The sequence below is a fragment of the Roseobacter cerffii genome, assembly GCF_054226325.1.
In genome coordinates this window covers 1,793,775-1,816,796 of record NZ_CM135757.1, presented here as the reverse complement: position 1 = coordinate 1,816,796, position 23,022 = coordinate 1,793,775, and the positions used below count along the sequence as shown (strand labels likewise).

The following is a 23,022-nucleotide window of genomic DNA, read 5'->3' as shown; positions in this document are numbered from 1 at the left end:
TATTGGTGCCGGGGGGCTGCAAGAGGCGGATTCCATCACAGCGGGAAGGATTGATCCGCCCGCGCGCGCAGCTAGATGGGCCGGGATGACAGCACTTGAGACCTTCCCGCCGACCCGGACCGCCGCCCTTGAACGGCTGACCGCCTTCCTGCCCCGTGCGGGCCGTGACTATGCCGCGCGGCGCAATTATGACCTCGGTCCGGGGCGGCACGTGGGTGTCTCGACGCTGTCGCCTTACCTGCGGTCTCGGCTGATCACGGAAGAGGAGGTTCTGCAGGCGGTGCTGGGCCGCCATTCGCCGCAGGCGGCGGAGAAGTTCATCCAGGAGGTCTATTGGCGGACCTATTGGAAAGGCTGGCTGGAGCTGCGGCCCGGCGTCTGGGACCAGTACCAGCATGATCTGCGCAGGCTTTGGGACGATGTGCAGACGCAGGCGGGCCTGCGCGACCGCTGGGAGGCGGCCTGCCGGGGCGAGACGGGCATCGAGTGTTTCGACCACTGGGCAGAGGAGCTGGTGAGCACGGGTTATCTGCACAATCACGCGCGCATGTGGTTTGCCTCGATCTGGATCTTCACGCTGGAGCTGCCCTGGGAGCTGGGCGCGGATTTCTTCCTGCGGCATCTGCTCGATGGCGATCCGGCCTCGAACACGCTGAGCTGGCGCTGGGTGGCGGGCATCCAGACCGTTGGCAAGATCTATCTTGCGCGGTCTGACAACATCGCCAAATACACCGAAGGTCGGTTCGGAGCGCAGGGGCGGCTGGCCCTGCATGGCGGGGCCATGCAGGGCCAGCCGTCCCCCACCCCCCAGATCCTGCCGCCGGAAACGGCGCCCAAGCCGGGCCTGCGCACCGGTTTGCTGTTGCACACCGATGACCTCAGCCCGGGGTTTGTGCTGGACCAGGTCGAAGTTGTGGCGACTGGCCTGATCACAGCAGGAGGCGAGATCAGCCCGCTGACGCCCGCGCCGCATGTAGCCGAGTTCCGAAACGCCGCGCTGCAGGATGCAGCCACGCGGTGGGCCCAGCGGTTGGGTGAGGTCACGCCCGACCTCGCCACATCCAAGCAGATTACCGACTGGGCCACAGCCGCGGGGCTGGAGCAGATCGTGACGCCCTATGCCCCGGTTGGCCCCATCGCACGGCGGCTCGATGAGGTCGCGCGTCAGTCTGACGCACCGCCGCTGCATCGGCTGCACCGCGCCTATGACAGCGCCGCCTGGCCCCATGCCACCAAGGGCTTCTTCCCCTTCAAAAAGCAGATCCCGGGCCTGCTTTCCCGCCTCGGTTGATTTCTCGCTCAGGTTGCTGTTAACCTTTTCGCCGGGGACCTCAAAAACAGCAGTGATCCGTCATAAGGGCGTTACAAGCGCCGGGCAGATCGAATGACAGAGAACGCGGCGCGGATTCGGCGCCGCGCCCATCATCAACGCCACCGACAGAGGAAGCACATGTACCGCAAAGATATCATCAACGACCCGGACTACGGAAACAAGGCTGAGGCCTTCGAGGCCTTTGACGACATTCCCACCAACCCGAACCTGAGCCGCACCATCGGCGATGTGATCAACAGCCGGTATGGCCGCCGCGATATGCTGAAAGGCATGCTGGGCGTGACCGCGACGACGGCATTGTTCGGGACCTCCGCGATGATTGCGCCGAAACAGGCCGCCGCCGCTGCTGCGGGCCGCTACAACTTTGATGAGCTCGCCTGGGGCAACGACGAAAAGCACCACATCGCCGAGGGCTACAACGCCGACGTGCTGCTGCGCTGGGGAGATCCGATCACCGCCGATGCGCCCGAGTTCGACGTGATGAACCAGACGGTCGACGCGCAGCTGAAGCAGTTCGGCTACAACAACGACTATGTGGGCTTCACCGCGCTGAACGACGAGGGCACCCGTGGCCTCTTGTGCGTGAACCACGAGTACACCAACGAGGAGGTCATGTTCCCCGGCCTTGGCCGTCAGGACCGCGATGGCTTCAAGGGCATGACCAAGGAGCTGGTGGACATCGAGATGGCCGCGCATGGCGGCTCGGTGGTCGAGATCGCGCAGGGTGACGACGGCAAGTGGTCACTGGTGCGCGACAGCGCATACAACCGCCGCATCACCCCCTTCAACACCGAGATGGTGCTGGACGGCCCCGCCGCCGGTCACGACCGGATGAAGACCAACGACGATGCCACCGGCCTCGCCGTGATCGGCACCATCAACAACTGCGCCGGCGGCATGACGCCCTGGGGCACCTACCTGATGGCGGAAGAGAACTTCCACGGCTACTTCTGGACCGATGTGCTCGACGCCGAGGGCAAGCCAGATGTCTCCGCGCAGCCTGACGCAGAGAAGATGAAGCGCTATGGCGTGCCCGGCGGCTGGTACGCTTGGGGCAAGTATTATGACCGGTTCAACATCGACAAAGAGCCGAACATGCCGAACAAATACGGTTGGATCGTCGAGGTCGACCCGCGCAACCCTGATGCGAAGCCGATCAAGCACACCGCTCTGGGCCGCTTCCGCCACGAAGGCGCGGAAACAACGATCTCCAAGGACGGCAAGCTGGTCATCTACTCCGGCGACGACAACCGGTTTGACTATCAATACAAATATGTCTCGGGCGGCACGGTCACGGATGAGACCGCGGTCTTCGGCTCCTCGCTTTTCTCGGACGGCACGCTTTATGTGGCACGTTTCAACGAAGACGGAACGGTCGACTGGCTGCCGCTGGTGCATGGGGAAGGCCCGCTGACAGCGGAGAACGGCTTCAACGACCAGGGTGACGTGATGATTGACACGCGCATCGCGGCGGACCTGCTGGGCGCCACGCCGATGGACCGCCCCGAGGATGCGCAGCCCGGGCCCAACGGCACCGCGTATCTGATGCTGACCAATAACACGCGCCGGACGCCGGAGCAGGTGAATGCGGCGAACCCGCGGCCCGAAAGCTCCTTCGGTCACATCATCGAGATCAAGGAAGACGGCGAGGACCATGGCGCCACCAAGGGCACCTGGTCGATCCTGGTGAAATGCGGCGACCCGACCATCGAAGAGGTCGGCGCGCAGTGGAACCCGGAGACCTCCGAGAACGGCTGGTTCGGCTCGCCCGACAACGCCGCGATGGACGCGGACGGACGCCTCTGGATCTCGACGGACCAAGGCTCCGGCTGGGGCAAGACCGGCAAATCCGACGGTCTCTACGCGCTGGAGACCGAGGGCGATCTGCGCGGCCATTCGAAGCTCTTCTTCCGCTGCCCGGTGGGCGGGGAGCTCTGCGGCCCGTACTTCCATGACAGCGGTGAGACGCTGTTCCTCGCGGTGCAGCACCCCGGCACTGATGGCACCAAGGATTTCGCAGGCTTCGAACGCGACTCGACCTTCGAGGACCCGGCGACCCGCTGGCCTGACTTTGACCCCGCCATGCCGCCGCGCCCGTCGGTGGTTGTGGTCACGAAACAAGGGGGCGGCAAGATTGCCATCTGAGCGCCCACCGCGCGCCGGGGGCTCGATGCCCCCGGCGCCCGGACCCCATAGTTAAGGCTATTTCAACACCGAGCAGGCCCCGCAATCCCCCCGCGGGGCCTTTTTTGTTGATAGCGATGGCGGTGCCCAAACATTGACGTTGGGCCTTGCACCGTCTGCACGCAGAACAAAGGGCAGCGCCGGACCCGAGGGTGGGGGCGAAAAGCGCCCACCCTGGGGGGCGGGTCGGGCGCTGCCCGGCGGTGCCCGCCGGGCGAACACATTCAGCAGCAGAATTGATGGCTTTCTGACGTCAGACGCCCAGATACCGATCCGCCACATCCGCGGTAACCTCCCCCATCGCCCCGGCCCAGACAGAGCTGCCCCGCTCGACGATCACGGCGCGGTCAGCCACCTGCCGCAGCTCGGCGAGGGATTTGTCGACCAGCAGGATCGCCATGCCGGTCTCGGCCTTGAGCTTGCGGATCGCGGCCCAGATTTCCTGCCGCACCACGGGGGCGAGCCCTTCGGTCGCCTCGTCGAGCAGCAGCAGCCGCGGGTTGGTCATGAGCGCGCGGCCCAGGCTGAGCATCTGTTGCTCGCCGCCCGAGAGCGAGGCGGCGGACTGGTCACGCCGCTCGCCCAGCCGGGGAAAGAGCCGCGTGACCGCCGCCACATCCCATGGCCCCGGACGCGCAGCAGCAATGAGGTTTTCATGCACTGTGAGATTGGGAAAGCAGCGCCGACCCTCGGGCACCAGGCCGAGACCCGCCTGCGCCGCCCTATGCGGAGGGATCTGGCCGATATCTTGCCCGTCGAATTGGACCTGACCGGCACTGTGTTTCAGCAGGCGGCAGATCACCTTGATGGTGGAGGATTTGCCCATCCCGTTGCGGCCCATGAGCGCGCAGACCTCACCTTCGGCGAGCGAAAGACTCACACCGAAGAGCGCCTGGCTGGGGCCATAGGAGGCTTCGATGCCGTCGAGCGTGAGGAAGCTCATGCGGCGTCCTCCTCGCCCAAGTAAGCCTCGCGCACCTCCGGGTTGGCGCGGATCTCCTCGGCCGTCCCGGTGGCGATGACCTTGCCATAGACCAGCACCGAGATCCGGTCGGCGAGCGCGAAGACCGCGTCCATGTCGTGCTCCACCAACAGAATTGGGGCCTCGCTGCGCAGCCCGTCGAGAAAGCCGGTGAGGCGTTTGGAGCCGCTGGCGCCGAGGCCCGCCATGGGCTCGTCCATCAGGAAGGCCCGCGGCTTCAGGGTGAGCGCCACGGCGACCTCAAGCAAGCGGCGCTGGCCGTGGCTGAGCTCCGCCGTGCGGGTGGTGGCGTGATCTGCGAGGCCCACGCGCTCGAGCGCGGCCATGGCGGTCGCGCGCAGGGCGGCGTCCGCCATCACCGGCTTGAAGAAGCGCCAGACGCTGCCGCGTTGGCCCACGGCGCCCAGCACCGCGTTCTGCAGAACGGTGTAGTCCATCGCGAGCGACGAGATCTGAAAGGTCCGGCCCAGCCCGGCACGGGCGCGGGCGGGTGTGGGCAGGGCTGTGATGTCCTGGCCCGCGAAGCGGATGGTACCGGCGTCCGGCGCGAGGCCGCCCGCGATCTGCTTGATCAGGGTGGATTTGCCCGCGCCGTTGGGGCCGATGAGCGCGTGAATTTCGCCGGGGGTCAGCGTGAGCGAGACATCGTCGGTGGCTTTCAGCGCGCCGAAGGACTTGCTGAGGTTGCGGATGTGCAGCAACGGCTCAGTCATGGGCGACCTCGCGGCCGGCCAGCGCGCCGATCATGCCGCCGCGCGCGAAGAGGACGACGAGCAGCAACAGGAAGCCAAGGTAGACGTGCCAGAAGTCGGACAGCCCGCCGAGGATGTGTTCGAGCAGGATGAAGAGCGCGGCCCCCGCGACGGGGCCATAGAGCCGCCCCACCCCGCCGAGGATCACGAAGATCATGATCTCGCCGGACATGTGCCAGCTGAGCATCGTGGGGCTGACGAAGCGGTTGAGGTCGGCAAAGAGCGCGCCAGCGAGCGCCGTGATGGCGCCGGAGATGACGAAGGCCAGGAGGCGCAGACGGTAGGGCGAGAGGCCGACGGTTTCGACGCGCTCGGGGTTCTGGCGGGCTGCCGCGAGGGCAAGGCCGAAGGGGGATGCGGCGAGGCGGCCTGCGATGAAGAGGACCAGCGCGAGGGCCACGAAGGCGATGGCGAAGAACTGGATCGGGTCGAGCGTGTTGAGGCCCGGGAAGCCGTTGCGCACGTAGATCGAGAGGCCGTCCTCGCCGCCATATGCGGGCCAGCTGATCGCGAAGTAATAGAGCATCTGGCCGAAGGCGAGCGTGATCATGATGAAGTAGACGCCGGAGGTGCGGAGGCTGAGCGCGCCGATCAGCAAAGCGGAGAGCGCGCCCACGATCACGGCGGTGAGCCAGATCACGGGCATGGATTTGGTGCCCTCGATGAGGAACGGCACCTCCATCAGCGGGGTGAAGGTCTGGGCGTGGTGGGCGAGGATGCCCATGGCGTAGCCGCCGAGGCCGAAGAAGGCGGCGTGGCCGAGGCTGACGAGGCCGCCGAGGCCAAGTGCGATATTGAGGCCGACGCCCGCGAGCGCAAGGATCGCGGCCTTGGTGGCGAGGGTGATGATGAAGGGCTCATCAAGCGCGAGAGCGATGAGCGCCGTGACAGGCAGCATGGCGAACAGCGCGAGGTTGATCAGGGCGCCGCGGGTCATCTCAGGCCGTCCCGTAGAGGCCGGTGGGGCGGAAGAGCAGCACGGCGGCCATGAGGATGTAGATCGCCATGGAGGCGAGCGAGGAGCCGACGGCGGTGGCGGCGGCGGGCTCCATGAACGCCCCGAAGAAACCGGGCAACAGGACCTTGCCGAGCGTGTCGGTGAGCCCCACGAGCAGCGCGCCGACGAAGGCACCCTTGATTGAGCCTATGCCGCCGATCACGATGACGACGAAGGCGAGGATCAGCACGGGCTCACCCATGCCCACCTGCACGGACTGCAGCGCTCCGACAAGCGCACCTGCGAGGCCCGCCAGCGCCGCGCCAAGGGCGAAGACGATGGTGTATAGGCGCGAGATGTCGACGCCGAGGGCCGCGATCATCTCGCGGTCGCTTTCGCCTGCCCGGATCTGGATGCCGATGCGGGTGCGGGCGATGAGTTGGAAGAGGCCCAGCGCGATGAGCAGGCCGATCACGATGATCAGCAGCCGGTAGGCCGGGTACTGGATGCCGCCGGGCAGTGTCACCGGCCCCGCGAGGGCGGAGGGGATGTCGAGGAACAGCGGGAAGGAGCCGAAGAGCCAGCGGGTGCCTTCGGAGAAGATCAGGATCAGCGCGAAGGTGGCGAGCACCTGGTCGAGGTGGTCGCGGTCATAGAGCCGCCGAATGACTGTGAGCTCAATGATCGCCCCTGCCGCTGCGGCAGCGATCAGGCTAGCGATGAGCGCGAGCAGGAAGGAGCCGGTCGCCCCCGCGACGGCGGCGGCGGCAAAGGCGCCGACCATGTAGAGCGAGCCATGGGCGAGGTTGATCAGCCCCATCACGCCGAAGATCAGCGTGAGCCCCGCGGCCATCAGGAACAGCATCACGCCGAACTGCAGCCCGTTGAGGATCTGTTCGATGAGCAAGAGCGTGGTCATAGAGGCTCCGGGCGCAGCGGCGGCTGCGTCACTCTGGACAGGGGTGCGGGAGAGGTCGCCCCGGCGGTGCGGAGCGACCTGTCAGATCAATAGCTGCACTCGGCGGCGTAGGCGTCCACGTGGTCTTCAAGGCTGGCGGAGATGATCTTGTTGGTGAAGACATCGCCTTCCTTGATCACCTCGCGCACGTAGTAGTCCTGGACCGGGTGCTGGTTCGTGCCGAACTTGAAGTCACCGCGGACGCTGTCGAACTCGGCGGCGGCGAGAGCTGCGCGGAAGGCGTCGGCGTCTTTTACGTCAGCTTTTGCCATGGCGCTCAGGATCAGGTTCGCGGCGTCATAGCCCTGGCTCGCGTAGAGCGACGGCAGGCGTCCGTATTCGGCCTGAAACGCCTCAACGAAGGTCGCGTTCGCGGGCACGTCGAGGTCCTTGTTCCACTGGCTGGTGTTCTTCACGCCAAGGGCGGCTTCACCGACCGCTTGCAGGATGCCCTGATCAAAGCTGAAGGCAGGGCCAACCACGGGGATGTCAACGCCCGAGCCGGCATATTGCTTGAGGAAGGAGATGCCCATGCCGCCGGGCAGGAAGAAGAAGACAGAGTCTGCGCCGGAAGCGCGGATCTGCGCGATCTCGGCGGCGTAGTCGGTCTGGCCAAGCTTGGTGTAGATCTCACCAGCCAGCTCCCCGCCATAAGTGCGCTTGTACCCTGTCAGAGCGTCCTGCCCCGCCGGGTAGTTGGGCGCGAGGATAAAGCTGTTGGTGTAGCCTGCGTCATTGGCATAGGCGCCCGCGGCCTCGTGCAGGTTGTCGTTCTGCCAGGCCACGTTGAAGTAGAGCGGGTGGCAGCCCTTGCCCGCAAGCTGGCTGGGCCCCGCATTGGGCGAGATGTAGAACTTGCCCTGCGCCGTGGCGGCGGGGATCACGGCCATGGCGAGGTTGGAGAAGATGATGCCGGTCATAATGTCCACCTTCTCGGACTGGATCATCTTGTCGGCCAGCTGCACGGCGATCTCCGGCTTGCGCTGGTCGTCCTCGACCACCACTTCGAGATTTTCGTTCCCCGCCAGTTTCGCTGCAAGCAGGAAGCCATCGCGCACGTCGATGCCGAGGCCAGCGCCGCCGCCTGACAGCGTGGTGATCATGCCGATCTTGACTTTGCCGCCATGCCCGTCAGCGAGCCCGGCACTGGCAAGTGCCGTCAGACCCGCCGCGAGGATCAAAGATTTCAGTTGCATTGTACTCTCCCGGTTATGAAGGGCCTCTTGGCGTGCCCTCTTGGATATCGATGCGGCCGACTGTGGCGCATCAAGAGCGGATTTGTCCATCGGGCAGATGCAGATGCGCCGATAAATCAGGACCGGACGGCCCGTCTCCTTGAGGAAAGGCTAGGCTGGCTCCGGATTTATTTCAAGAACAAATATTTCAACCTTGAAGTATTTAGCAGCGGCGCAGGCTTGAGCGCCGCGAAAATGCGCGGATCCGGGCGCGAGCATCCGTCAGATGTGAAACACCCAAGTGTGTTCCGGCGCGCCTTTGGCGATGCCCTGAAGATAGCGCACATGCATATCGAAATGCTCGGACATGACGTCGATATAGGCGTCGCGGGCGTAGGTCCGACTGCCCTTCTTGTAGGGAATCAGCGTCTGCGCCGGAATCTGCGCCACCGCCTCCAACACGGCACCCTGCGCGGTTTGCAGCCGGGCGAGGAGCACCTCCGCCCCGGCCTCGGCATGGGCGCGCTGTGCGTTTCGGTTGATCACCTTGTAGGTGCCGGACAGGACCTCGGGCGTCTGCCCGGAGGCGAACGCCGTGAGCGTGTCGGCATAGTAGGCGTGCCAGAAGGCCATATGCCGGAGGTCATGATTGCGCACGCGCTCGGGCAGCGCGGGGTCCTGCACGGCTGTGAGATAGGCCTCGAAGCTGGCGGACAGGCGCGGCAGAGGATCGGGACGCGGTGCGGCCATGGGGGTTCCGTGCTTTTGTGTCCGGGCATCGGGAGGGTCCGGCCCCTTTGGACCGGACCGCCCGGCGGCGGGTCCCTAGCCGCCCGTCTGCGTGATCGGTGCGAGCAGGGCGGGGTTGGTCACGAGATTGCGCACGCCATGGGCGCCGGTCTCGTCAAAGGTGTTGTCGGCGAGCCAGGCCTCCACCGAACGGATCGAGACCTTGGCCACATCGGGGCGGACGCTCCAGGTGACTTGCAGGGGCGATCCCGCGGTGTTGAAGCTGGGGCCCGTGGTCGAGCCCGGGTAGAGGATCGGCGTGCCGGTGTCGGTGGGGATGGCGGGGGCCTGGTGCAGGCCGTCGATGAGTTCATGCGCCGTGAGCTGAGTGAAGTCGAGCGCGCTGTCGTCATTGACCAGCACGAAGACCTGCGCTTCGACGCGCAGCTGCGGATTGGCGATGGCCTCGCTGAGACAGGAGCCGAGGGTCGGGCCGGGCTGCACCTGTGCGGTGGTGTGCACGTAGTGGACCTCGATGGTGTCGCCGGGCTGCAGATCGCCGTATTTCGTTGACCCGACGGTGTTTTCATAAGGCGCCAGTTCCGCCTCGGTCAGCGTGCCGTCATAGCGAAACCCGGTGCCCGCGCCCTTGCCGTCGCCGTTGCCTGCGTAGGTGGTGAACTGGCCGCCCCGATGTTCGGCGTTCTCATGGAAGTGGATGTTGCAGAGGTTCATCTCGGTGTGCGCGGGGGCGGTGGCGAAGACCCGGTCATTCTCGCCCGTGAGCGTGCTGAGATCGCGCGGCGATTGCGGGCCGAACCCTGCGTCTTTCGTGGCCTCGGCCAGAGCCGCGCGTTGGGCGGCGATGTCCTCGTCAGAGGCGGTCGCCGCGCTCAGAGATGAGGCAGCCGTGATTGCCGAGACGGACAGAGCAAGGGTCAGCGCAGATTTCATGAAATTCCTCCCGTGGTGATGTGGGCCAGGTGGCCGGTTCAACCAGAGATATAGGCACCGCGCCGCGGGAGAGTAGATCGGCGCTGCGCAAAACCGGGCGCCCTGAGCAAAATGTGACCCAAGGCGCCGAATGTGCCGGAACCTTCAGCGAATGCGCTCTTCGGTCTTGGCGTCGAAGACGTAGGCGCGGCGGGTCTCGAAACTGATGTCGACCGTGTCGCCTTCATTGGCGCGCTCGTCGCCGCGTTCCTCGACGATGATCCGCTCGCCAGTCGGTGTGTCGAGGTGCAGGTAGCTGACACCGCCCAGCGCCTCGGAGAGCTCGGCCTTCAGGGCGCCCTGCCCCATCTGCACCTCCAGATGCTCGGGCCGCACGCCGAGGATGACCGGCGTGCCGACGGCGGGCAGGTTGGCCTCGACCGCCACGGTGCGGCCCAGACCAGGCACCTCGACGCCGCCTTCGGCGACCGTGCCGTTCAAGAAGTTCATCGCGGGCGAGCCGATGAAACCGGCCACGAACTTGTTGTCCGGGTCACGGTAGAGCTCCAGCGGCGCGCCCACCTGCTCGATGTTGCCGAGGCGCAGCACGACGATCTTGTCGGCGAGGGTCATCGCCTCGACCTGATCGTGGGTCACATAGATCATCGTAGCGCCGATTTCCTTGTGCAGACGGGCGATCTCGACCCGCATCTCGACGCGCAGTTCCGCATCGAGGTTGGAGAGCGGCTCGTCGAAAAGGAAAACCTCAGGCCCGCGCACGATGGCGCGGCCGATGGCGACACGCTGGCGCTGACCGCCAGAGAGGGCCTTGGGTTTGCGGGCGAGGAACTGGTCGAGCTTGAGAATGTCAGAGGCCTTCTGGACCTTCTCCTTGATCTCGGCCTTGGGCACCCCGTTCATCTTGAGCCCGAAGCCCATGTTGTCCTCAACACTCATGTGCGGATAGAGCGCGTAGGTCTGGAACACCATGGCGACGCCGCGCTCGGAGGGGTCCATGTGCGTGACATCGCGCGGGCCGATGGCGATCTTGCCGTCGCTTGTCTCTTCCAACCCTGCGATCATGCGCAGGAGCGTGGACTTGCCGCAGCCCGAGGGGCCCACGAAGACGCAAAACTCGCCGTCCTCGATCTGCAGATCGATCCCGTGGATCACTTGCACATCGCCGTAGCGTTTGATGGCCTGGTTCAGTGTCACGCCTGTCATGGTCTTAGGTCCCCGTGTGTTGAAGGTGGGTGTCCGGAAAGCGCCAGGTCTGCGCTTCCTGCGCGATGGCATCCGCCGTGCGCGCAAGGCGCGGGGCCCAGCTTTCCAGTTGCTTGAGATCGGTGGCCTGCAGCGCGCCGGTGATCGACATCGCGCCCAGCACGCGGCCGGTACCGGTGAGAATCGGATGCGCAATGCAGATGATGCCCGGCTCGTGCTCTTCGCGGTCGAAGGCATAGCCGCGCGTGCGGATCGCCGCGAGTTCGGCACAGAGCGCTTCGGGTGTCGTATAGGTGTGCTCGGTGAAGCGGTGAAAGCTCTGCTGGGCGATCACCCGGTCCAGATGCTCTTCCGGCAGGAAGGCGAGCATCGCCTTGCCGACGCCGGTGCAATAGGCCGGGCCGACCTTGCCTGCATCCGAGAACATCTCGACCGGCTGCGCCGCGTTGCGCTTGTCCACATAGAGGACCTGCGCATTGTCGAGCTGCGCCAGGTGCACGGTCTGCCCGGTCTCGGCGCTGAGCTGGTCGAGGAAGGGCCGTGCGAGCGGGGCCAGCGAGCTTTGCGTCCAGGCCGCATGGGCGAGCCGCACGAGGCGCACACCAAGCGCGTAGGTCTGCCGATCCGGGTCGTATTCCAGCATGCCCTGCGAGGTGAGTGTCTGCAGGAAGCGGTAGAGCGTCGCCTTGGGAAACTTGCTCTCGGCAAGCAGCGTCGCAAAGCGCACCGGCTGGCCGTATGCGGCCACCTGATCCAGAACGTCCAGTGCTTTGCCAACCGTGCCGTCGCCGGACATGGCCCACTCCTCCCGTGATGCGCGAACCGCCTGCGTTTCGGAAAACCTGTTGCAAACCAGTGGCTTGCGCGCTTTTCCGCCTCCATGCAGGCTGCGCTGCGTCTTCAGTTTCCCGAAGAACACTGTTGACAGGCTAAGCAGATTGCGCTGTAGTTTTCAATATATAAAACTCGGTTTCAAATAATGGAACTACATTTCGAGAGCCGAGGGACGCAAAAGCGCGAACGCATCTTAGGGAGGACACCATGCGTTTTACCACCAAGACAATGCTTATGGCATTGGCCGGATCAACCATGCTTGCGGGTGCTGCGGCAGCCGAGCTGTCGGGCGATCTGAAGATTTTCCTCGACACATCGAACCCGGCGCCGCGCGCGACGATGGAAGCGATGATCGCGGATTTCCAGGAGCTGCATCCTGATCTGAACATCGAGACAACGGTGATCGACCGCGAGGCCTACAAGACCCAGATCCGCAACTTCCTGACAGCGGGCGACGACACCCCGGACGTGGCCAACTGGTATGCGGCCAACCGGATGACCCCCTATGTGAATGCCGGGCTCTTCGAGGATGTCTCAGATCTCTGGCAGGAGCCTGAAATCGCAGAAAATCTCGCTTCGACCAAGGGCGCGATGACCATCGACGGCAAACAGTGGGGCGTGCCCTATACCTACTACCAGTGGGGCATCTACTACCGCAAAGACATCTATGACGAATTGGGGCTGAGCGAGCCTGCCAATTTCGACGAGATGAAGTCCAACTGCCAGGCCATCGTCGAGTCAGGGCGCAAGTGCTATACCATCGGCACCAAGAACTTCTGGACCGCCGGCGGCTGGTTTGACTACCTGAACATGCGCACCCATGGCTTTGATTTCCACATGGAACTGGCCCAGGGCAACGTCAAATGGACCGACGACCGCGTCAAGGAGACTTTTGCCAATTGGCGTGAGCTGATCGACATGGGCGCCTTTGTCGAGAACCACCAGTCCTACAGCTGGCAGGAATCACTGCCCGCCATCGTGAGCGGCGATGCCGCCGCGATCCTGAAAGGCAACTTCGCTGTGGCACCGCTGCGCGAAGCGGGTCTGGATGACAGCAAGCTGGACTTCTACCAGTTCCCAGCGATCAACCCCGATGTGGAACTGGCCGAAGATGCGCCGACCGACACCTTCCACATCCCGGCCAACGCGTCAAACAAGGACAATGCCCGCGAGTTCCTGCGCTTTGTGGTGTCGTCTAACGTGCAGACCGAGATCAACAATGGCGAGAACCTCGGGCAGCTGCCTGTGAACGCAGCCTCTTCCGTGGATGACGACAAGTTCCTGAATGAAGGCTTCACCATGCTGTCCGAAAACAGCCCCGGTGGTGTGGCCCAGTTCTTTGACCGGGACTTCCCCGCCGAGATGGCCGCAGAAGCCATGCAGGGCCTGCAGGAATTCATGGTTTTCCCGGACAACATCGACGATATCCTGAACCGCCTCGATAAGGTGCAGGAACGCGTCTACCAGTAACCACGACTGGCCGGGCGGCTCCCAAACGCCCGGCCTTTTCCTCTCCCCGCGACCCATTCGCCAGCATGACATACCATGTTGCCGTATGCGCCGCAGGTGCCGCACCGCACGCCACGGCGTGCACCGCACGACCGAGGAGATGCGTCGATGACAGCCATAGACCCCACCATCGCCCCCGCGAGATCAGAGCGCGGCTGGTACAAGCGCAACGAGATTGCGGTCACGCCCTGGCTGTTTCTGGCGCCCGCGATCCTGTTCTTTGCCTTCTATGTGATCTGGCCGATCTACCAGTCGATCGCGATCTCTTTCTATGACTGGGACGGGTTGGGCGAAGCGCGCTATGTGGGCATGGCGAATTACGTGGAGCTGATGGACGATTCAGCTTTCGAGGTGTCGCTGTGGAACAACCTCAAGTGGTTGCTGCTCTATTTGCTGGCGATCCCCGGCGGGCTGTTCATCGCGCTGTTTTTGAACCAGACCGTGACCGGCATTCGGATCTACAAATCGCTGTTTTTCTTCCCTTTCGTGCTGAGCCAAGTGGTTGTGGGCCTCGTTTTCTCCTGGTTCTACCTGCCCAATGAGGGGCTGCTGAACGGGGTGCTGGGTCTCGTGGGGCTCGGGCCGATCAACGTGCTGGGCGATCCGTCGATGGCGACCTATGGGATCATCGCCGCGGGGCTCTGGCCGCAGACGGCCTATTGCATGATCCTCTATCTAACCGGTCTGAACGCGGTGGACCCGGAGCAGATCGAGGCGGGGCGGCTGGATGGGGCCAAGGGTTGGAAGATGCTGTGGTACATCATCATCCCACAGCTCAAGCCTGCGACCTTCATCGCCTTTGTGGTGACCATCATCGGCGCGCTGCGCTCATTCGATCTCATTTCGATCATGACCAACGGTGGGCCCTTCGGGCAGACGCGGGTGCTGAGTTTCTACATGTTCGAAAAAGCGCTGTCGGAATACGGCTTCCGCATGGGCTATGGCGCGGCCATCGCGGTGGTGCTCTTCCTGATCATGTTGGTCTTCATCGCCTACTTCCTCTACTCGATGTGGGCCGAGGAGAAGGGCCGATGAGCGGGTTGATGTGTTGGGCCGCCTCCGGCGGGAGTATTTTTGGAAGGGTGAAGGGGGTGCGCGCATGACCCGGCCCGAGTTTGATGACCTCTGTGCGGTGCATCCCGGTGCGGTGCTGTCGGGCCCTGGTGAGCTCGATGCCTGGAAAGTCGGCGGCAAGATGTTTGCCTGTTTTGGGCACACCGATCAGCGCGCGACGAATGACGACCACGTGGTGGTGCGCTGTGCCGACACCGAGATGGCGCGCATGTTGATCGAGAGCGGGGCGGCCGGAAAGCCCGCCTATTTCCGCGGCGCCTGGGTGCGGCTGGACCTTCCCGCGCTGGACCCGGAGGAGGCCCGACACCGGGTCGCCGTCTCCTACACAACCATTCGCAGCGGCCTGACCAAGAAGGCGCAGGCCGCCCTGCCCCCCCTGCCGGAGGAGTGCTGAGATGTTTCCGACACCGATTGAAAAAACCCCGCGCTCCTGGCAGCTGACCTATCAGTCGCTTCTGCCTCTTGCCCTGATCATGTGGCTCTTGCCGCTCATTGCGGTTGCGGTCTTCTCGATCAAGCCGGCGGTGGATTTCACGCAAGGCAACTATTGGGGGCTGCCCTCGTCGTTTGAGATGTTCAACAACTACGGGCAGGTGTTCTTCAACTCAGACATGCCGCGGTACATGCTGAATTCGGTGCTGATCACGGTGCCGACGGTGGTCGGCGCGGTGGCACTGTCCTGCCTCGCGGGCTTTGCGCTGGGGATCTACAAGTTCAAGTCGAACATCTGGGTGTTCTTTATGTTCGTGGCGGGCAACTTCGTGCCCTTTCAGATCCTGATGGTGCCGGTGCGCGACCTGACACTCGACATGGGGCTTTATAACACCAAGACGGGGCTGGTGCTCTTTCACATCGCGTTCCAGACCGGGTTCTGCACGCTCTTCATGCGCAACTTCATCCGCGCGCTGCCCTATGAGTTGGTCGAGGCGGCACGGGTGGAAGGCATCGCGGAGTGGAAGATCTTCTGGTACGTGGTCATCCCGCTGATGAAGCCTGCGATAGCGGCGCTCTCGGTTCTGATCTTCACCTTCATCTGGAATGACTATTTCTGGGCGGTGGTGCTGACGCAGGGGCCGGAAAGCCAGCCGGTCACCGCCGGAATCACCAGCTTCAACGCGCAGTTCCGCGCCGCCTATCACCTGATGAGTGCCGGTTCGATTGTTGCCGCCCTGCCCCCTGTTCTGATGTTCTTCCTGATGCAGAAACACTTCATCGCCGGTCTGACCCTGGGGGCCGTAAAGTGACAACACACTGGCGTCTGGACGATGATCGCCAGACCTTGGTTCTCGCCTCCACAGCCGGACGCAGCCCCCAGGTGATCTACTGGGGGCCGCCACTGCCCGGGGACGAGGACCTGGCGCAATTGGCGGCTGCCGTGACCTTGGATGTCACGGGGGGCATGCTGGATCAAAACCCGGACCTCTCGATCTGTCCCGAGGCATCGCACAGCTTTCCCGGCCAGCCGGGGCTGATCGTGCGCGACAGCGATGGCGCGCCGCTGTTGCCCGCCTTCAAGCTGCGCGAGGTGGTCGAGGCGGAGCAGCACCTGACGGTGATCTGCGAGGATGCGCCAAACCGGCTGACCTATACGGCGGAGTTTACGCTGGACCCGGACACCCATGTGATCGCGCTATCGGCGCGGGTGAATTCGGACCGGCCCCTGCACCTGCATTGGCTCGCCGCGCCCGTGCTGCCCGCGCCGCAGCAGTCGGACGAGATGATCGACGTGGCGGGGCGCTGGTGCGGGGAGTTCCAGCTCAATCGCACCGCCTGGTCGCCCGGCATCCGCTATCGCGAGAACCGCACGGGCCGCACCGGCCATGAGCATTTTCCGGGGCTGATCGTGCCCTGCCGCGGGGCGACGAATGCGACCGGAGAGGCCTTTGCCTTTCACTATGGCTGGTCGGGCGGGCACCGGATGATCGCCGAAGAGTTGCCCGATGGCCGCCGCCAGATCCAGTTCGGGCACGCTGCGCGGATGGAAACCGCACCGAGCACGGAATTTCGCACGGCCCCGCTCTATGCGGTCTATTCCTCGGATGGGTTCAATGGCTGCGCGGTGTCGTTCCAGCGCCATCTGCGCGACCGCATCGTCACGTGGACCAAACCAGGCCGCCCCCGCCCGGTGCATTACAACTGCTGGGAAGCAGTCTATTTCGCCCATGATCTGCCGGTCTTGAAAGACATCGCGACGCGGGCAGCCAGCCTGGGGGCCGAGCGCTTTGTGCTGGATGATGGTTGGTTCGGGCAGCGGGACGATGACACCTCCTCGCTGTCGGACTGGGAGGTCGATCCGCGCAAGTATCCGGATGGTCTGGGGCCGCTCATCGATCATGTGCATGGCGCGGGCATGTCCTTTGGCATCTGGTTTGAACCGGAGATGATCAACCCCGACAGCAACATCCACCGCGCGCATCCCGACTGGGCACTGGGGGCGGAAGACCAGATCCTTGGGCGGCAGCAGAAGGCGCTGAACATGGGATTGGCAGAGGTGCGGGAGTTCCTCTACGACCGGATTTCGGCGCTGCTGCACGCGCATCCGATTGATTACATCAAGTGGGATCACAACCGGGTGCTGCCCGCGCCAGATGCGGCGCAGACGCGGGGGTCTTATGCGCTGATCGACCGGCTGCGCACCGACTTCCCCGATGTAGAGATTGAAAGCTGCGCCTCGGGCGGCGGGCGCATCGATTTCGGCATTCTGAGCCGCACGCAAAGGGTCTGGCTTTCGGACAGCAATGATGCGCTGGAGCGGCTGCATATGCAGCACAACGCGGCCCTCTTCCTGCCCGCCGCCGTCACCGGCAGCCATGTGGGGCCGCGCAAGTGCCATACGTCGGGGCGGGTTTTGGATATCTCGTTCCGCGCCTGGGTGGCAGCGCAGCGGCATTTGGGGTTCGAGATGGATCCGCGCGAGCTGACCGAACATGAGGCCGAGGTGCTGCGCGACGTCACTGCCTGGTGGAAAGCGAACCGCGATTGGATGTATGGCGCGGATATCCTGCGGCTCGATGCCACCGACAGCTCGGTGATTGCCGAACAACAGATGACCCGCGACGGCAACCAGTTCGTGATCTTTGCGGGCAAATCTGGCACCTCGCGCCAGATCGCGCCGCGGCCCTTGCGGCTGACACGGCTGGACCCGGAGGCGCGCTACGAGATCAGCCTGCGCAACCGCGCCGATGCCACCGAACTGTCGCGCGGCACGCCTGCGCTGAAACACGGCGCACTAACGCTCACGGGTGCGGCGCTGATGCACAATGGGATCGCCCTGCCCTGGAGCTATCCTGAAACCCTATGGGTGCTGGAAGGAAAACGGCTATGATTCTTCCGCACGTCCCTGATGAGGTATGCTCATGACCAAGACAGCCACGTTCCACGACCTCGACGGTGCCTCCGTCTATATCACCGGCGGCGGCTCTGGCATTGGTGCGGACCTGACGGATGGGTTCCTGGCGCAAGGCGCCCAGGTCGCCTTTATCGGGCGCTCGGATGCGACTGGTTTTGTTGATGAGATGGAAGCGAAGCACGGGGTGCGACCGCTGTTCTTCCAGGGTGACATCACCGACACGGAAGGCCTGCAGCGCAGCATTGCCGAGGCGGCGGAGGCGCATGGGCCAATCCATGCGCTGGTGTCGAACGCGGCCAACGACAAGCGGCACAGCTGGAAAGACGTCACACCCGAGGAATGGGATTTCTTGCTCGCCGTGAACCTCAAGGCGTATTTCTTCGCCGCGCAAGCGGTGGCGCCCGCGATGCAGGCGCGCGGCGCGGGATCGATCATCAACTTCAGCTCGATCAGCTATATGATGGGGAATGCGGGCTACCCGGCCTATACGGCGGCGAATGGTGGCATCACCGCGTTGACCCGCAGCCTTGCGCGCGAGTTGGGGCCGGATGGCATCCGCGTGAACGCGCTGGCGCCGGGCTGGGTGCTGACCGAGAAGCAGCTCGACAAATGGGCGACACCGGAAGGGCTCGCCGCGCATCTGGAGCGGCAGTGCCTCAAGACGCATCTTGCGCCGCAGGACATCGTCGATGCGGTGCTGTTTCTGGCCTCGAACACCAGCAAGATGATGACGGGGCAATGCATGGTCGTCGATGGTGGCGTCGTGACGACGGGATAGGCGATGGGTGAGCGCGTGACACGGGACTGGATTGCGGTCGATTGGGGCACCACCAATCTGCGCGCCTATGCGATGCAGGGGGCGACGGTGCTGGCGCGCGCCGGGTCGGACGACGGTATGGGCAAGCTCAGCGTCGCAGAGTTCGAACCCGCGCTGATGGCGCTTGTCAGAGACTGGCTGGAGGCCGGGCCCTTGCCGGTCATTGCCTGCGGCATGGTGGGCTCACGGCAAGGGTGGGTCGAAGCGCCGTATCGCGCGGTGCCCTGTACGCCCCTCGCCGAAGAGCTGACGCCTGCGCCCACGTCGCAGGGCCTTGATGTGCGGGTTGTCTCGGGGCTGTCGCAAACCCGGCCCGCAGATGTGATGCGCGGGGAAGAGACGCAGATCGCGGGCTTCCTGGCGCTCAATCCGGGCTGGGACGGCGTGCTCTGCATGCCGGGGACGCATACCAAATGGGTGCACCTGAGCGCGGGTGAAGTGGTCAGCTTCCAGACATTCATGAGCGGTGAACTCTTTGCGCTGATCAGCGGGCAGTCGGTGCTGCGGCATTCGCTGGCCAGCGATGGCTGGGACGCCGAGGCCTTCGACGCTGCGGTCAGCGATGCGATGTCCAAGCCCGAAGCGATGGCTGCGCGGCTCTTTGGCCTGCGCGCGGGTCACCTTCTGCACGGGGTTCAGGCGCCGGTGACGCGCGCGGCCCTCTCCGGGCTGCTGATCGGAGCGGAGCTGGCCGCGGCGCGGGCCTATTGGCTGGGCCAGAACCTGGCCATCCTCGGGACCAATGACCAGGCGCGCGCCTATCAGGACGCGCTGCGGCCACAAGGCATCGAAGCGATGCTCGTCGACACGGAAAAAGCCACGCTGGCCGGGCTCACGGCCGCATTTCGCAACGCAAAGGCTCTGACATGACGCTGCCCCTCATCGCCATTCTCCGCGGAATCACCCCGGCGGAGGCCCCTGCCGTCTGCGAGGCGCTGATCGCCGCCGGGATCACCCAGATCGAAGTGCCGCTGAACTCGCCCGACCCGCTGGAGAGCATCGGTGCGCTGGCCCGCAGCTTTGGCGATCAGGCGCTGATCGGCGCGGGCACGGTGCTGACGGCTGAAGAGGTGGGGGCTGTGGCCGAAGCGGGCGGCCGGCTGATCGTGTCGCCGAATTGCGATGCGGCGGTGATTGCGGCCACGAAGGCGCTGGGGATGCAAAGCTGGCCGGGCGTCTTCACTCCCAGCGAGGCGTTCACCGCGCTGCAGGCCGGAGCGGATGGGTTGAAGCTGTTCCCCGGTGCTATGGCGGGCACGGTTGGTCTGGCCGCGATGCGGCCGATCCTGCCCAAGGGCACACTGATCTATGCGGTTGGCGGTGCGGGGCCCGAGAACTTTGGCGACTGGATCGCCGCGAGCGCGGATGGCTTCGGCATCGGCTCGGCGCTCTACAAGCCGGGTATGAGCACAGCGGATGTGGCCGGGCGCGCCGCCGGGATCGTCGAGGCCTACCGACAGGCGTCGGGATGAGCGCAGAGGTCTTTGACGACCGGCGCTGTATCTTGGGGGAAGGCCCGCTCTGGCACCCGGAGCGCGGGCAGCTCTTCTGGTTCGACATCATGCGCCAGCGGCTTCTGAGCCGCGATGCCTCCGGGCCGCTGGAGTGGCGCTTTGACGAGCCCGTGTCGGCGGCCGGATGGGTCGATGCCGAGACGCTGCTGATCGCCTCGGCCTCCGCCCTCTGGCGGTTCGATCTGCGCGACGGCAGCACGACGCAAATCTGCGGGCTGGAGCAGGACAATCCGGTCACCCGCTCGAACGACGGACGCGCCGACCCTTGGGGCGGCTTCTGGATCGGCACGATGGACCGCAACGCCGAGAGCGGTGCGGGGGCGATCTATCGCTTCTATCAGGGCCGGTTGCAGAAGCTCTTTGCACAGATCACCATTTCAAATGCGATCTGTTTTGCGCCCAATCGCAGCTGCGCCTATTTCACCGACACATCAACGCGGCAGGTGATGCGCGTGGCGCTGGATCGGGAAGGTTGGCCAGCGGGCGATCCGACGGTCTTTCTGGACCTCTCTGATGACGGGTTGAACCCCGATGGCGCGGTGGTGGACAAGGCCGGTGCGGTCTGGATCGCGCAATGGGGCGCCGCGCGCGCTGCCGCCTATTCCGATGCTGGCGAATTTCTCCGCGCGGTGGAGGTGCCCGGGGTGCACACCACCTGCCCGGCTTTTGGCGGGGCGGAGTTCCGCACGCTTTATGTCACCAGCGCGCGGCAAGGCTTGTCCGCGGAGGTTGCGCATGATCAAAGCCCGCATGGTCAGACCTTTGCCGTGGAGGGCGTGGCGGAGGGGCTGCCCGAACCAAGGGTGATCTTATGAACCGCGCGTTGGGCGTCTGCTACTACCCCGAACACTGGCCCGAGGAGATGTGGGCGCAGGATGCCGCCGAGATGGTCGCGGCGGGCATCTCCTGGGTGCGCATCGGCGAATTTGCCTGGAGCCGGATCGAGCCGGAGCCCGGGCGGTTTGACTTCGACTGGCTGGACCGCGCGATTGCAGTGCTGAGTGACGCGGGGCTGAAGATCGTGCTTGGCACGCCGACCTGTACGCCGCCGCGCTGGATGCTGGAGCGGTTTCCCGACATGCTGGCGGTAGATGCGCAAGGGCACCCGCGCGGCTTTGGATCGCGGCGGCATTACTGCTTCAGCCACGGGGGCTATCGCGACGCCAGCGGGGCCATCGCCGAGGTGCTGGGCGACCGTTATGGGCGCGACCCGCGCATTCACGCCTGGCAGATCGACAATGAATACGGCTGTCACGACACGATCCTCTCCTATTCCGACGCGGCGCGGGAGGCGTTCCGTGCGTGGCTGGCGCAGCGGTATGAGAGCATCGACGCGCTGAACGACGCCTGGGGCAATGTGTTCTGGTCTATGGAGTACCGCAGCTTTGACGAGATCGACCTGCCGAACCTGACCGTGACGCAGCCGAACCCGAGCCATGAGCTGGCGTTTCGGCGGTTTTCCTCGGATCAGGTGGTGGCCTATCACGAGGTGCAGGTGGCGGCCTTGCGGGCGCGCAGCGAGGCGCCGCTCATTCACAACTACATGGGGCGGGTGCTGGACTTCGACCATTTCGAGGTGGGTGCCTCGATCGATATCGCAAGTTGGGACAGCTACCCGATTGGCTTCCTATCGGACCGTCTGGAGGGCACGGCAGAGCATAAGGCGCGGTATTTGCAGCAGGGTGATCCGGACATGCAGGCCTTCCACCACGACCTTTACCGCGCCGTGGGCCGTGACGGGCGCTGGTGGGTGATGGAACAGCAGCCGGGCCCGGTGAACTGGGCGCCGCACAACCCCGCGCCCCTGCCCGGTATGGTGCGGCTGTGGAGCTGGGAGGCCTTTGCCCATGGGGCGGAGGTGGTCAGCTACTTCCGCTGGCGGCAGGCGCCCTTTGCGCAGGAGCAAATGCACGCGGGCCTGAAGCGGCCCGACAATGCGCCTGCGCCTGGGCTGGCAGAGGCCGAACAGGTGGGCCGCGAGATCGCTGAGATGCCGGAGATTGCGCTGCAGCAGGCGCCGGTCGCGTTGGTGTTCGACTACCCGTCAGAATGGGCCTGGGCGACACTGCCGCAGGGCGATGGGTTCAGCTATTTCCGCCTGATGCTCGAGGCCTATCGGGCGCTGCGGCGCTGTGGATTTTCCATCGACATCGTGCCGTCGAGCGTGACCGATCTCTCGGGTTATGCGCTGGTGCTGGCGCCCGGCCTTGCCGCCATGCCTGAGGCGCTGCAGCGGGCCCTGGGGCAGACCGTGGCGCTGGTGGGGCCGCGCAGCAATGCGGTGACGGAGGAGTTGCGCATTCCCACGCCCATGGGACCGGACCTGCCGGGGCTTGATGTCATCGCGGCACGGGTGGAGAGCCTGCCGCCCCATGTGCTGCGCCCGGTTCTGGGCGGCGGTGCAGTACAGCATTGGGTCGAGGATCTGGAAGGCGGCGCCACCACGCTCCTCGAGACCGAGACGGGTCAGGCGGTGCTGAAGGGCGATGACGGGATGCATTATCTCGGCGCCTGGCCGGATGCAGAGCTCTGGGAGCGGATCGTGCACGGGTTGGCGAAGGAGGCCGGGCTCACCGCGCAGAACCTGCCAGAGGGTCTGCGGTTGCGCGATACAAGCGCCAATCGCTTTGCGTTTAACTACGGGCCGGAGCCCGTTGATTTTCAGGGAAAAACCATATTGCCCGCCGATGTCGCCTGGTGGGCGATCTAGGCGCGGAG

At 64.8% G+C, this 23,022-nt stretch carries 21 protein-coding genes; 12 read left to right on the top strand and 9 right to left on the bottom strand.

Features of this window, described 5'->3' with window-relative positions:
* Positions 1–85 precede the first annotated feature (85 nt).
* Positions 86–1,291 carry an FAD-binding domain-containing protein gene (locus ACVC7O_RS08810; protein WP_458325714.1) on the top strand — a complete coding sequence of 402 codons (1,206 nt, stop codon included), beginning with the start codon at positions 86–88 and terminating at the stop codon, positions 1,289–1,291.
* A 159-nt stretch (positions 1,292–1,450) separates the two neighbouring features.
* Positions 1,451–3,478: a PhoX family protein gene (locus ACVC7O_RS08805; RefSeq protein ID WP_458325713.1), complete on the top strand. Its 2,028-nt coding sequence runs from the start codon at positions 1,451–1,453 to the stop codon at positions 3,476–3,478.
* A 292-nt stretch (positions 3,479–3,770) separates the two neighbouring features.
* On the opposite strand, the gene ACVC7O_RS08800 is transcribed toward ACVC7O_RS08805, so the two are convergent.
* The 9 genes from ACVC7O_RS08800 to ACVC7O_RS08760 all read right to left on the bottom strand — a co-directional run bounded on the left by ACVC7O_RS08800 (position 3,771) and on the right by ACVC7O_RS08760 (position 12,003).
* The gene (locus tag ACVC7O_RS08800) at positions 3,771–4,460 is read right to left on the bottom strand and encodes an ABC transporter ATP-binding protein (RefSeq protein ID WP_458325712.1); all 690 of its coding nucleotides are present in this window, start codon (positions 4,458–4,460) and stop codon (positions 3,771–3,773) included.
* The gene (locus ACVC7O_RS08795; protein ID WP_458325711.1) at positions 4,457–5,212 is read right to left on the bottom strand and encodes an ABC transporter ATP-binding protein; all 756 of its coding nucleotides are present in this window, start codon (positions 5,210–5,212) and stop codon (positions 4,457–4,459) included. The genes ACVC7O_RS08800 and ACVC7O_RS08795 overlap by 4 nt, the downstream gene beginning before the upstream one ends.
* Positions 5,205–6,188 carry a branched-chain amino acid ABC transporter permease gene (locus ACVC7O_RS08790; RefSeq protein ID WP_458325710.1) on the bottom strand — a complete coding sequence of 328 codons (984 nt, stop codon included), beginning with the start codon at positions 6,186–6,188 and terminating at the stop codon, positions 5,205–5,207. The genes ACVC7O_RS08795 and ACVC7O_RS08790 overlap by 8 nt, the downstream gene beginning before the upstream one ends.
* Before the next feature lies 1 nt (position 6,189).
* Entirely contained in the window at positions 6,190–7,107 is a 918-nt protein-coding gene (locus ACVC7O_RS08785) for a branched-chain amino acid ABC transporter permease (RefSeq protein ID WP_458325709.1), read from the bottom strand.
* An 86-nt stretch (positions 7,108–7,193) separates the two neighbouring features.
* Positions 7,194–8,342 carry an ABC transporter substrate-binding protein gene (locus ACVC7O_RS08780; protein ID WP_458325708.1) on the bottom strand — a complete coding sequence of 383 codons (1,149 nt, stop codon included), beginning with the start codon at positions 8,340–8,342 and terminating at the stop codon, positions 7,194–7,196.
* 261 nt (positions 8,343–8,603) lie between these two features.
* Entirely contained in the window at positions 8,604–9,071 is a 468-nt protein-coding gene (locus ACVC7O_RS08775) for a hypothetical protein (protein ID WP_458325707.1), read from the bottom strand.
* Between the two features lie 75 nt (positions 9,072–9,146).
* Positions 9,147–10,004, bottom strand: a complete 858-nt coding sequence (locus tag ACVC7O_RS08770; protein ID WP_458325706.1) for a delta-class carbonic anhydrase — start codon at positions 10,002–10,004, stop codon at positions 9,147–9,149.
* A gap of 144 nt (positions 10,005–10,148) precedes the next feature.
* Entirely contained in the window at positions 10,149–11,207 is a 1,059-nt protein-coding gene (locus ACVC7O_RS08765; RefSeq protein ID WP_458325705.1) for an ABC transporter ATP-binding protein, read from the bottom strand.
* A 4-nt stretch (positions 11,208–11,211) separates the two neighbouring features.
* Positions 11,212–12,003 carry an IclR family transcriptional regulator gene (locus tag ACVC7O_RS08760; RefSeq protein WP_458325704.1) on the bottom strand — a complete coding sequence of 264 codons (792 nt, stop codon included), beginning with the start codon at positions 12,001–12,003 and terminating at the stop codon, positions 11,212–11,214.
* A 245-nt stretch (positions 12,004–12,248) separates the two neighbouring features.
* Here ACVC7O_RS08760 and ACVC7O_RS08755 point away from each other — a divergent pair, with 245 nt between their 5' ends.
* From ACVC7O_RS08755 to ACVC7O_RS08710, 10 genes are all read left to right on the top strand, one after another.
* Entirely contained in the window at positions 12,249–13,511 is a 1,263-nt protein-coding gene (locus tag ACVC7O_RS08755) for an ABC transporter substrate-binding protein (RefSeq protein ID WP_458325703.1), read from the top strand.
* A 147-nt stretch (positions 13,512–13,658) separates the two neighbouring features.
* Positions 13,659–14,585 (top strand): carbohydrate ABC transporter permease, encoded by a 927-nt coding sequence (locus ACVC7O_RS08750; RefSeq protein WP_458325702.1) that lies wholly within the window; start codon positions 13,659–13,661, stop codon positions 14,583–14,585.
* A 64-nt stretch (positions 14,586–14,649) separates the two neighbouring features.
* A complete protein-coding gene (locus ACVC7O_RS08745; RefSeq protein ID WP_299678295.1) occupies positions 14,650–15,018 on the top strand; it encodes an MmcQ/YjbR family DNA-binding protein in 369 nt (122 codons plus the stop codon).
* 1 nt (position 15,019) lies between these two features.
* A complete protein-coding gene (locus tag ACVC7O_RS08740; protein ID WP_458325701.1) occupies positions 15,020–15,868 on the top strand; it encodes a carbohydrate ABC transporter permease in 849 nt (282 codons plus the stop codon).
* Entirely contained in the window at positions 15,865–17,949 is a 2,085-nt protein-coding gene (locus ACVC7O_RS08735; protein WP_458325700.1) for an alpha-galactosidase, read from the top strand. The genes ACVC7O_RS08740 and ACVC7O_RS08735 overlap by 4 nt, the downstream gene beginning before the upstream one ends.
* 31 nt (positions 17,950–17,980) lie before the next feature.
* Positions 17,981–18,751, top strand: a complete 771-nt coding sequence (locus ACVC7O_RS08730; protein WP_458325699.1) for an SDR family NAD(P)-dependent oxidoreductase — start codon at positions 17,981–17,983, stop codon at positions 18,749–18,751.
* A gap of 3 nt (positions 18,752–18,754) precedes the next feature.
* Positions 18,755–19,660 (top strand): 2-dehydro-3-deoxygalactonokinase, encoded by a 906-nt coding sequence (locus ACVC7O_RS08725; protein ID WP_458325698.1) that lies wholly within the window; start codon positions 18,755–18,757, stop codon positions 19,658–19,660.
* Complete coding sequence (locus ACVC7O_RS08720; protein ID WP_458325697.1) at positions 19,657–20,262, top strand: 2-dehydro-3-deoxy-6-phosphogalactonate aldolase; 606 nt, start codon at positions 19,657–19,659, stop codon at positions 20,260–20,262. The genes ACVC7O_RS08725 and ACVC7O_RS08720 overlap by 4 nt, the downstream gene beginning before the upstream one ends.
* Positions 20,259–21,119 (top strand): SMP-30/gluconolactonase/LRE family protein, encoded by an 861-nt coding sequence (locus tag ACVC7O_RS08715; protein WP_458325696.1) that lies wholly within the window; start codon positions 20,259–20,261, stop codon positions 21,117–21,119. Before ACVC7O_RS08720 ends, ACVC7O_RS08715 begins: the two co-directional genes overlap by 4 nt.
* The gene (locus tag ACVC7O_RS08710; protein ID WP_458325695.1) at positions 21,116–23,014 is read left to right on the top strand and encodes a beta-galactosidase; all 1,899 of its coding nucleotides are present in this window, start codon (positions 21,116–21,118) and stop codon (positions 23,012–23,014) included. Before ACVC7O_RS08715 ends, ACVC7O_RS08710 begins: the two co-directional genes overlap by 4 nt.
* Positions 23,015–23,022 lie beyond the last annotated feature (8 nt).

Bases quoted from the DNA above. Each gene is read 5' to 3' on its own strand.
- ACVC7O_RS08810 (WP_458325714.1), top strand. From the start codon at position 86: ATGACAGCACTTGAGACCTTCCCGCCGACCCGGACCGCCGCCCTTGAA.
- ACVC7O_RS08805 (WP_458325713.1), top strand. From the start codon at position 1,451: ATGTACCGCAAAGATATCATCAACGACCCGGACTACGGAAACAAGGCT.
- ACVC7O_RS08800 (WP_458325712.1), bottom strand. From the start codon at position 4,460: ATGAGCTTCCTCACGCTCGACGGCATCGAAGCCTCCTATGGCCCCAGC.
- ACVC7O_RS08795 (WP_458325711.1), bottom strand. From the start codon at position 5,212: ATGACTGAGCCGTTGCTGCACATCCGCAACCTCAGCAAGTCCTTCGGC.
- ACVC7O_RS08790 (WP_458325710.1), bottom strand. From the start codon at position 6,188: ATGACCCGCGGCGCCCTGATCAACCTCGCGCTGTTCGCCATGCTGCCT.
- ACVC7O_RS08785 (WP_458325709.1), bottom strand. From the start codon at position 7,107: ATGACCACGCTCTTGCTCATCGAACAGATCCTCAACGGGCTGCAGTTC.
- ACVC7O_RS08780 (WP_458325708.1), bottom strand. From the start codon at position 8,342: ATGCAACTGAAATCTTTGATCCTCGCGGCGGGTCTGACGGCACTTGCC.
- ACVC7O_RS08775 (WP_458325707.1), bottom strand. From the start codon at position 9,071: ATGGCCGCACCGCGTCCCGATCCTCTGCCGCGCCTGTCCGCCAGCTTC.
- ACVC7O_RS08770 (WP_458325706.1), bottom strand. From the start codon at position 10,004: ATGAAATCTGCGCTGACCCTTGCTCTGTCCGTCTCGGCAATCACGGCT.
- ACVC7O_RS08765 (WP_458325705.1), bottom strand. From the start codon at position 11,207: ATGACAGGCGTGACACTGAACCAGGCCATCAAACGCTACGGCGATGTG.
- ACVC7O_RS08760 (WP_458325704.1), bottom strand. From the start codon at position 12,003: ATGTCCGGCGACGGCACGGTTGGCAAAGCACTGGACGTTCTGGATCAG.
- ACVC7O_RS08755 (WP_458325703.1), top strand. From the start codon at position 12,249: ATGCGTTTTACCACCAAGACAATGCTTATGGCATTGGCCGGATCAACC.
- ACVC7O_RS08750 (WP_458325702.1), top strand. From the start codon at position 13,659: ATGACAGCCATAGACCCCACCATCGCCCCCGCGAGATCAGAGCGCGGC.
- ACVC7O_RS08745 (WP_299678295.1), top strand. From the start codon at position 14,650: ATGACCCGGCCCGAGTTTGATGACCTCTGTGCGGTGCATCCCGGTGCG.
- ACVC7O_RS08740 (WP_458325701.1), top strand. From the start codon at position 15,020: ATGTTTCCGACACCGATTGAAAAAACCCCGCGCTCCTGGCAGCTGACC.
- ACVC7O_RS08730 (WP_458325699.1), top strand. From the start codon at position 17,981: ATGACCAAGACAGCCACGTTCCACGACCTCGACGGTGCCTCCGTCTAT.
- ACVC7O_RS08725 (WP_458325698.1), top strand. From the start codon at position 18,755: ATGGGTGAGCGCGTGACACGGGACTGGATTGCGGTCGATTGGGGCACC.
- ACVC7O_RS08720 (WP_458325697.1), top strand. From the start codon at position 19,657: ATGACGCTGCCCCTCATCGCCATTCTCCGCGGAATCACCCCGGCGGAG.
- ACVC7O_RS08715 (WP_458325696.1), top strand. From the start codon at position 20,259: ATGAGCGCAGAGGTCTTTGACGACCGGCGCTGTATCTTGGGGGAAGGC.
- ACVC7O_RS08710 (WP_458325695.1), top strand. From the start codon at position 21,116: ATGAACCGCGCGTTGGGCGTCTGCTACTACCCCGAACACTGGCCCGAG.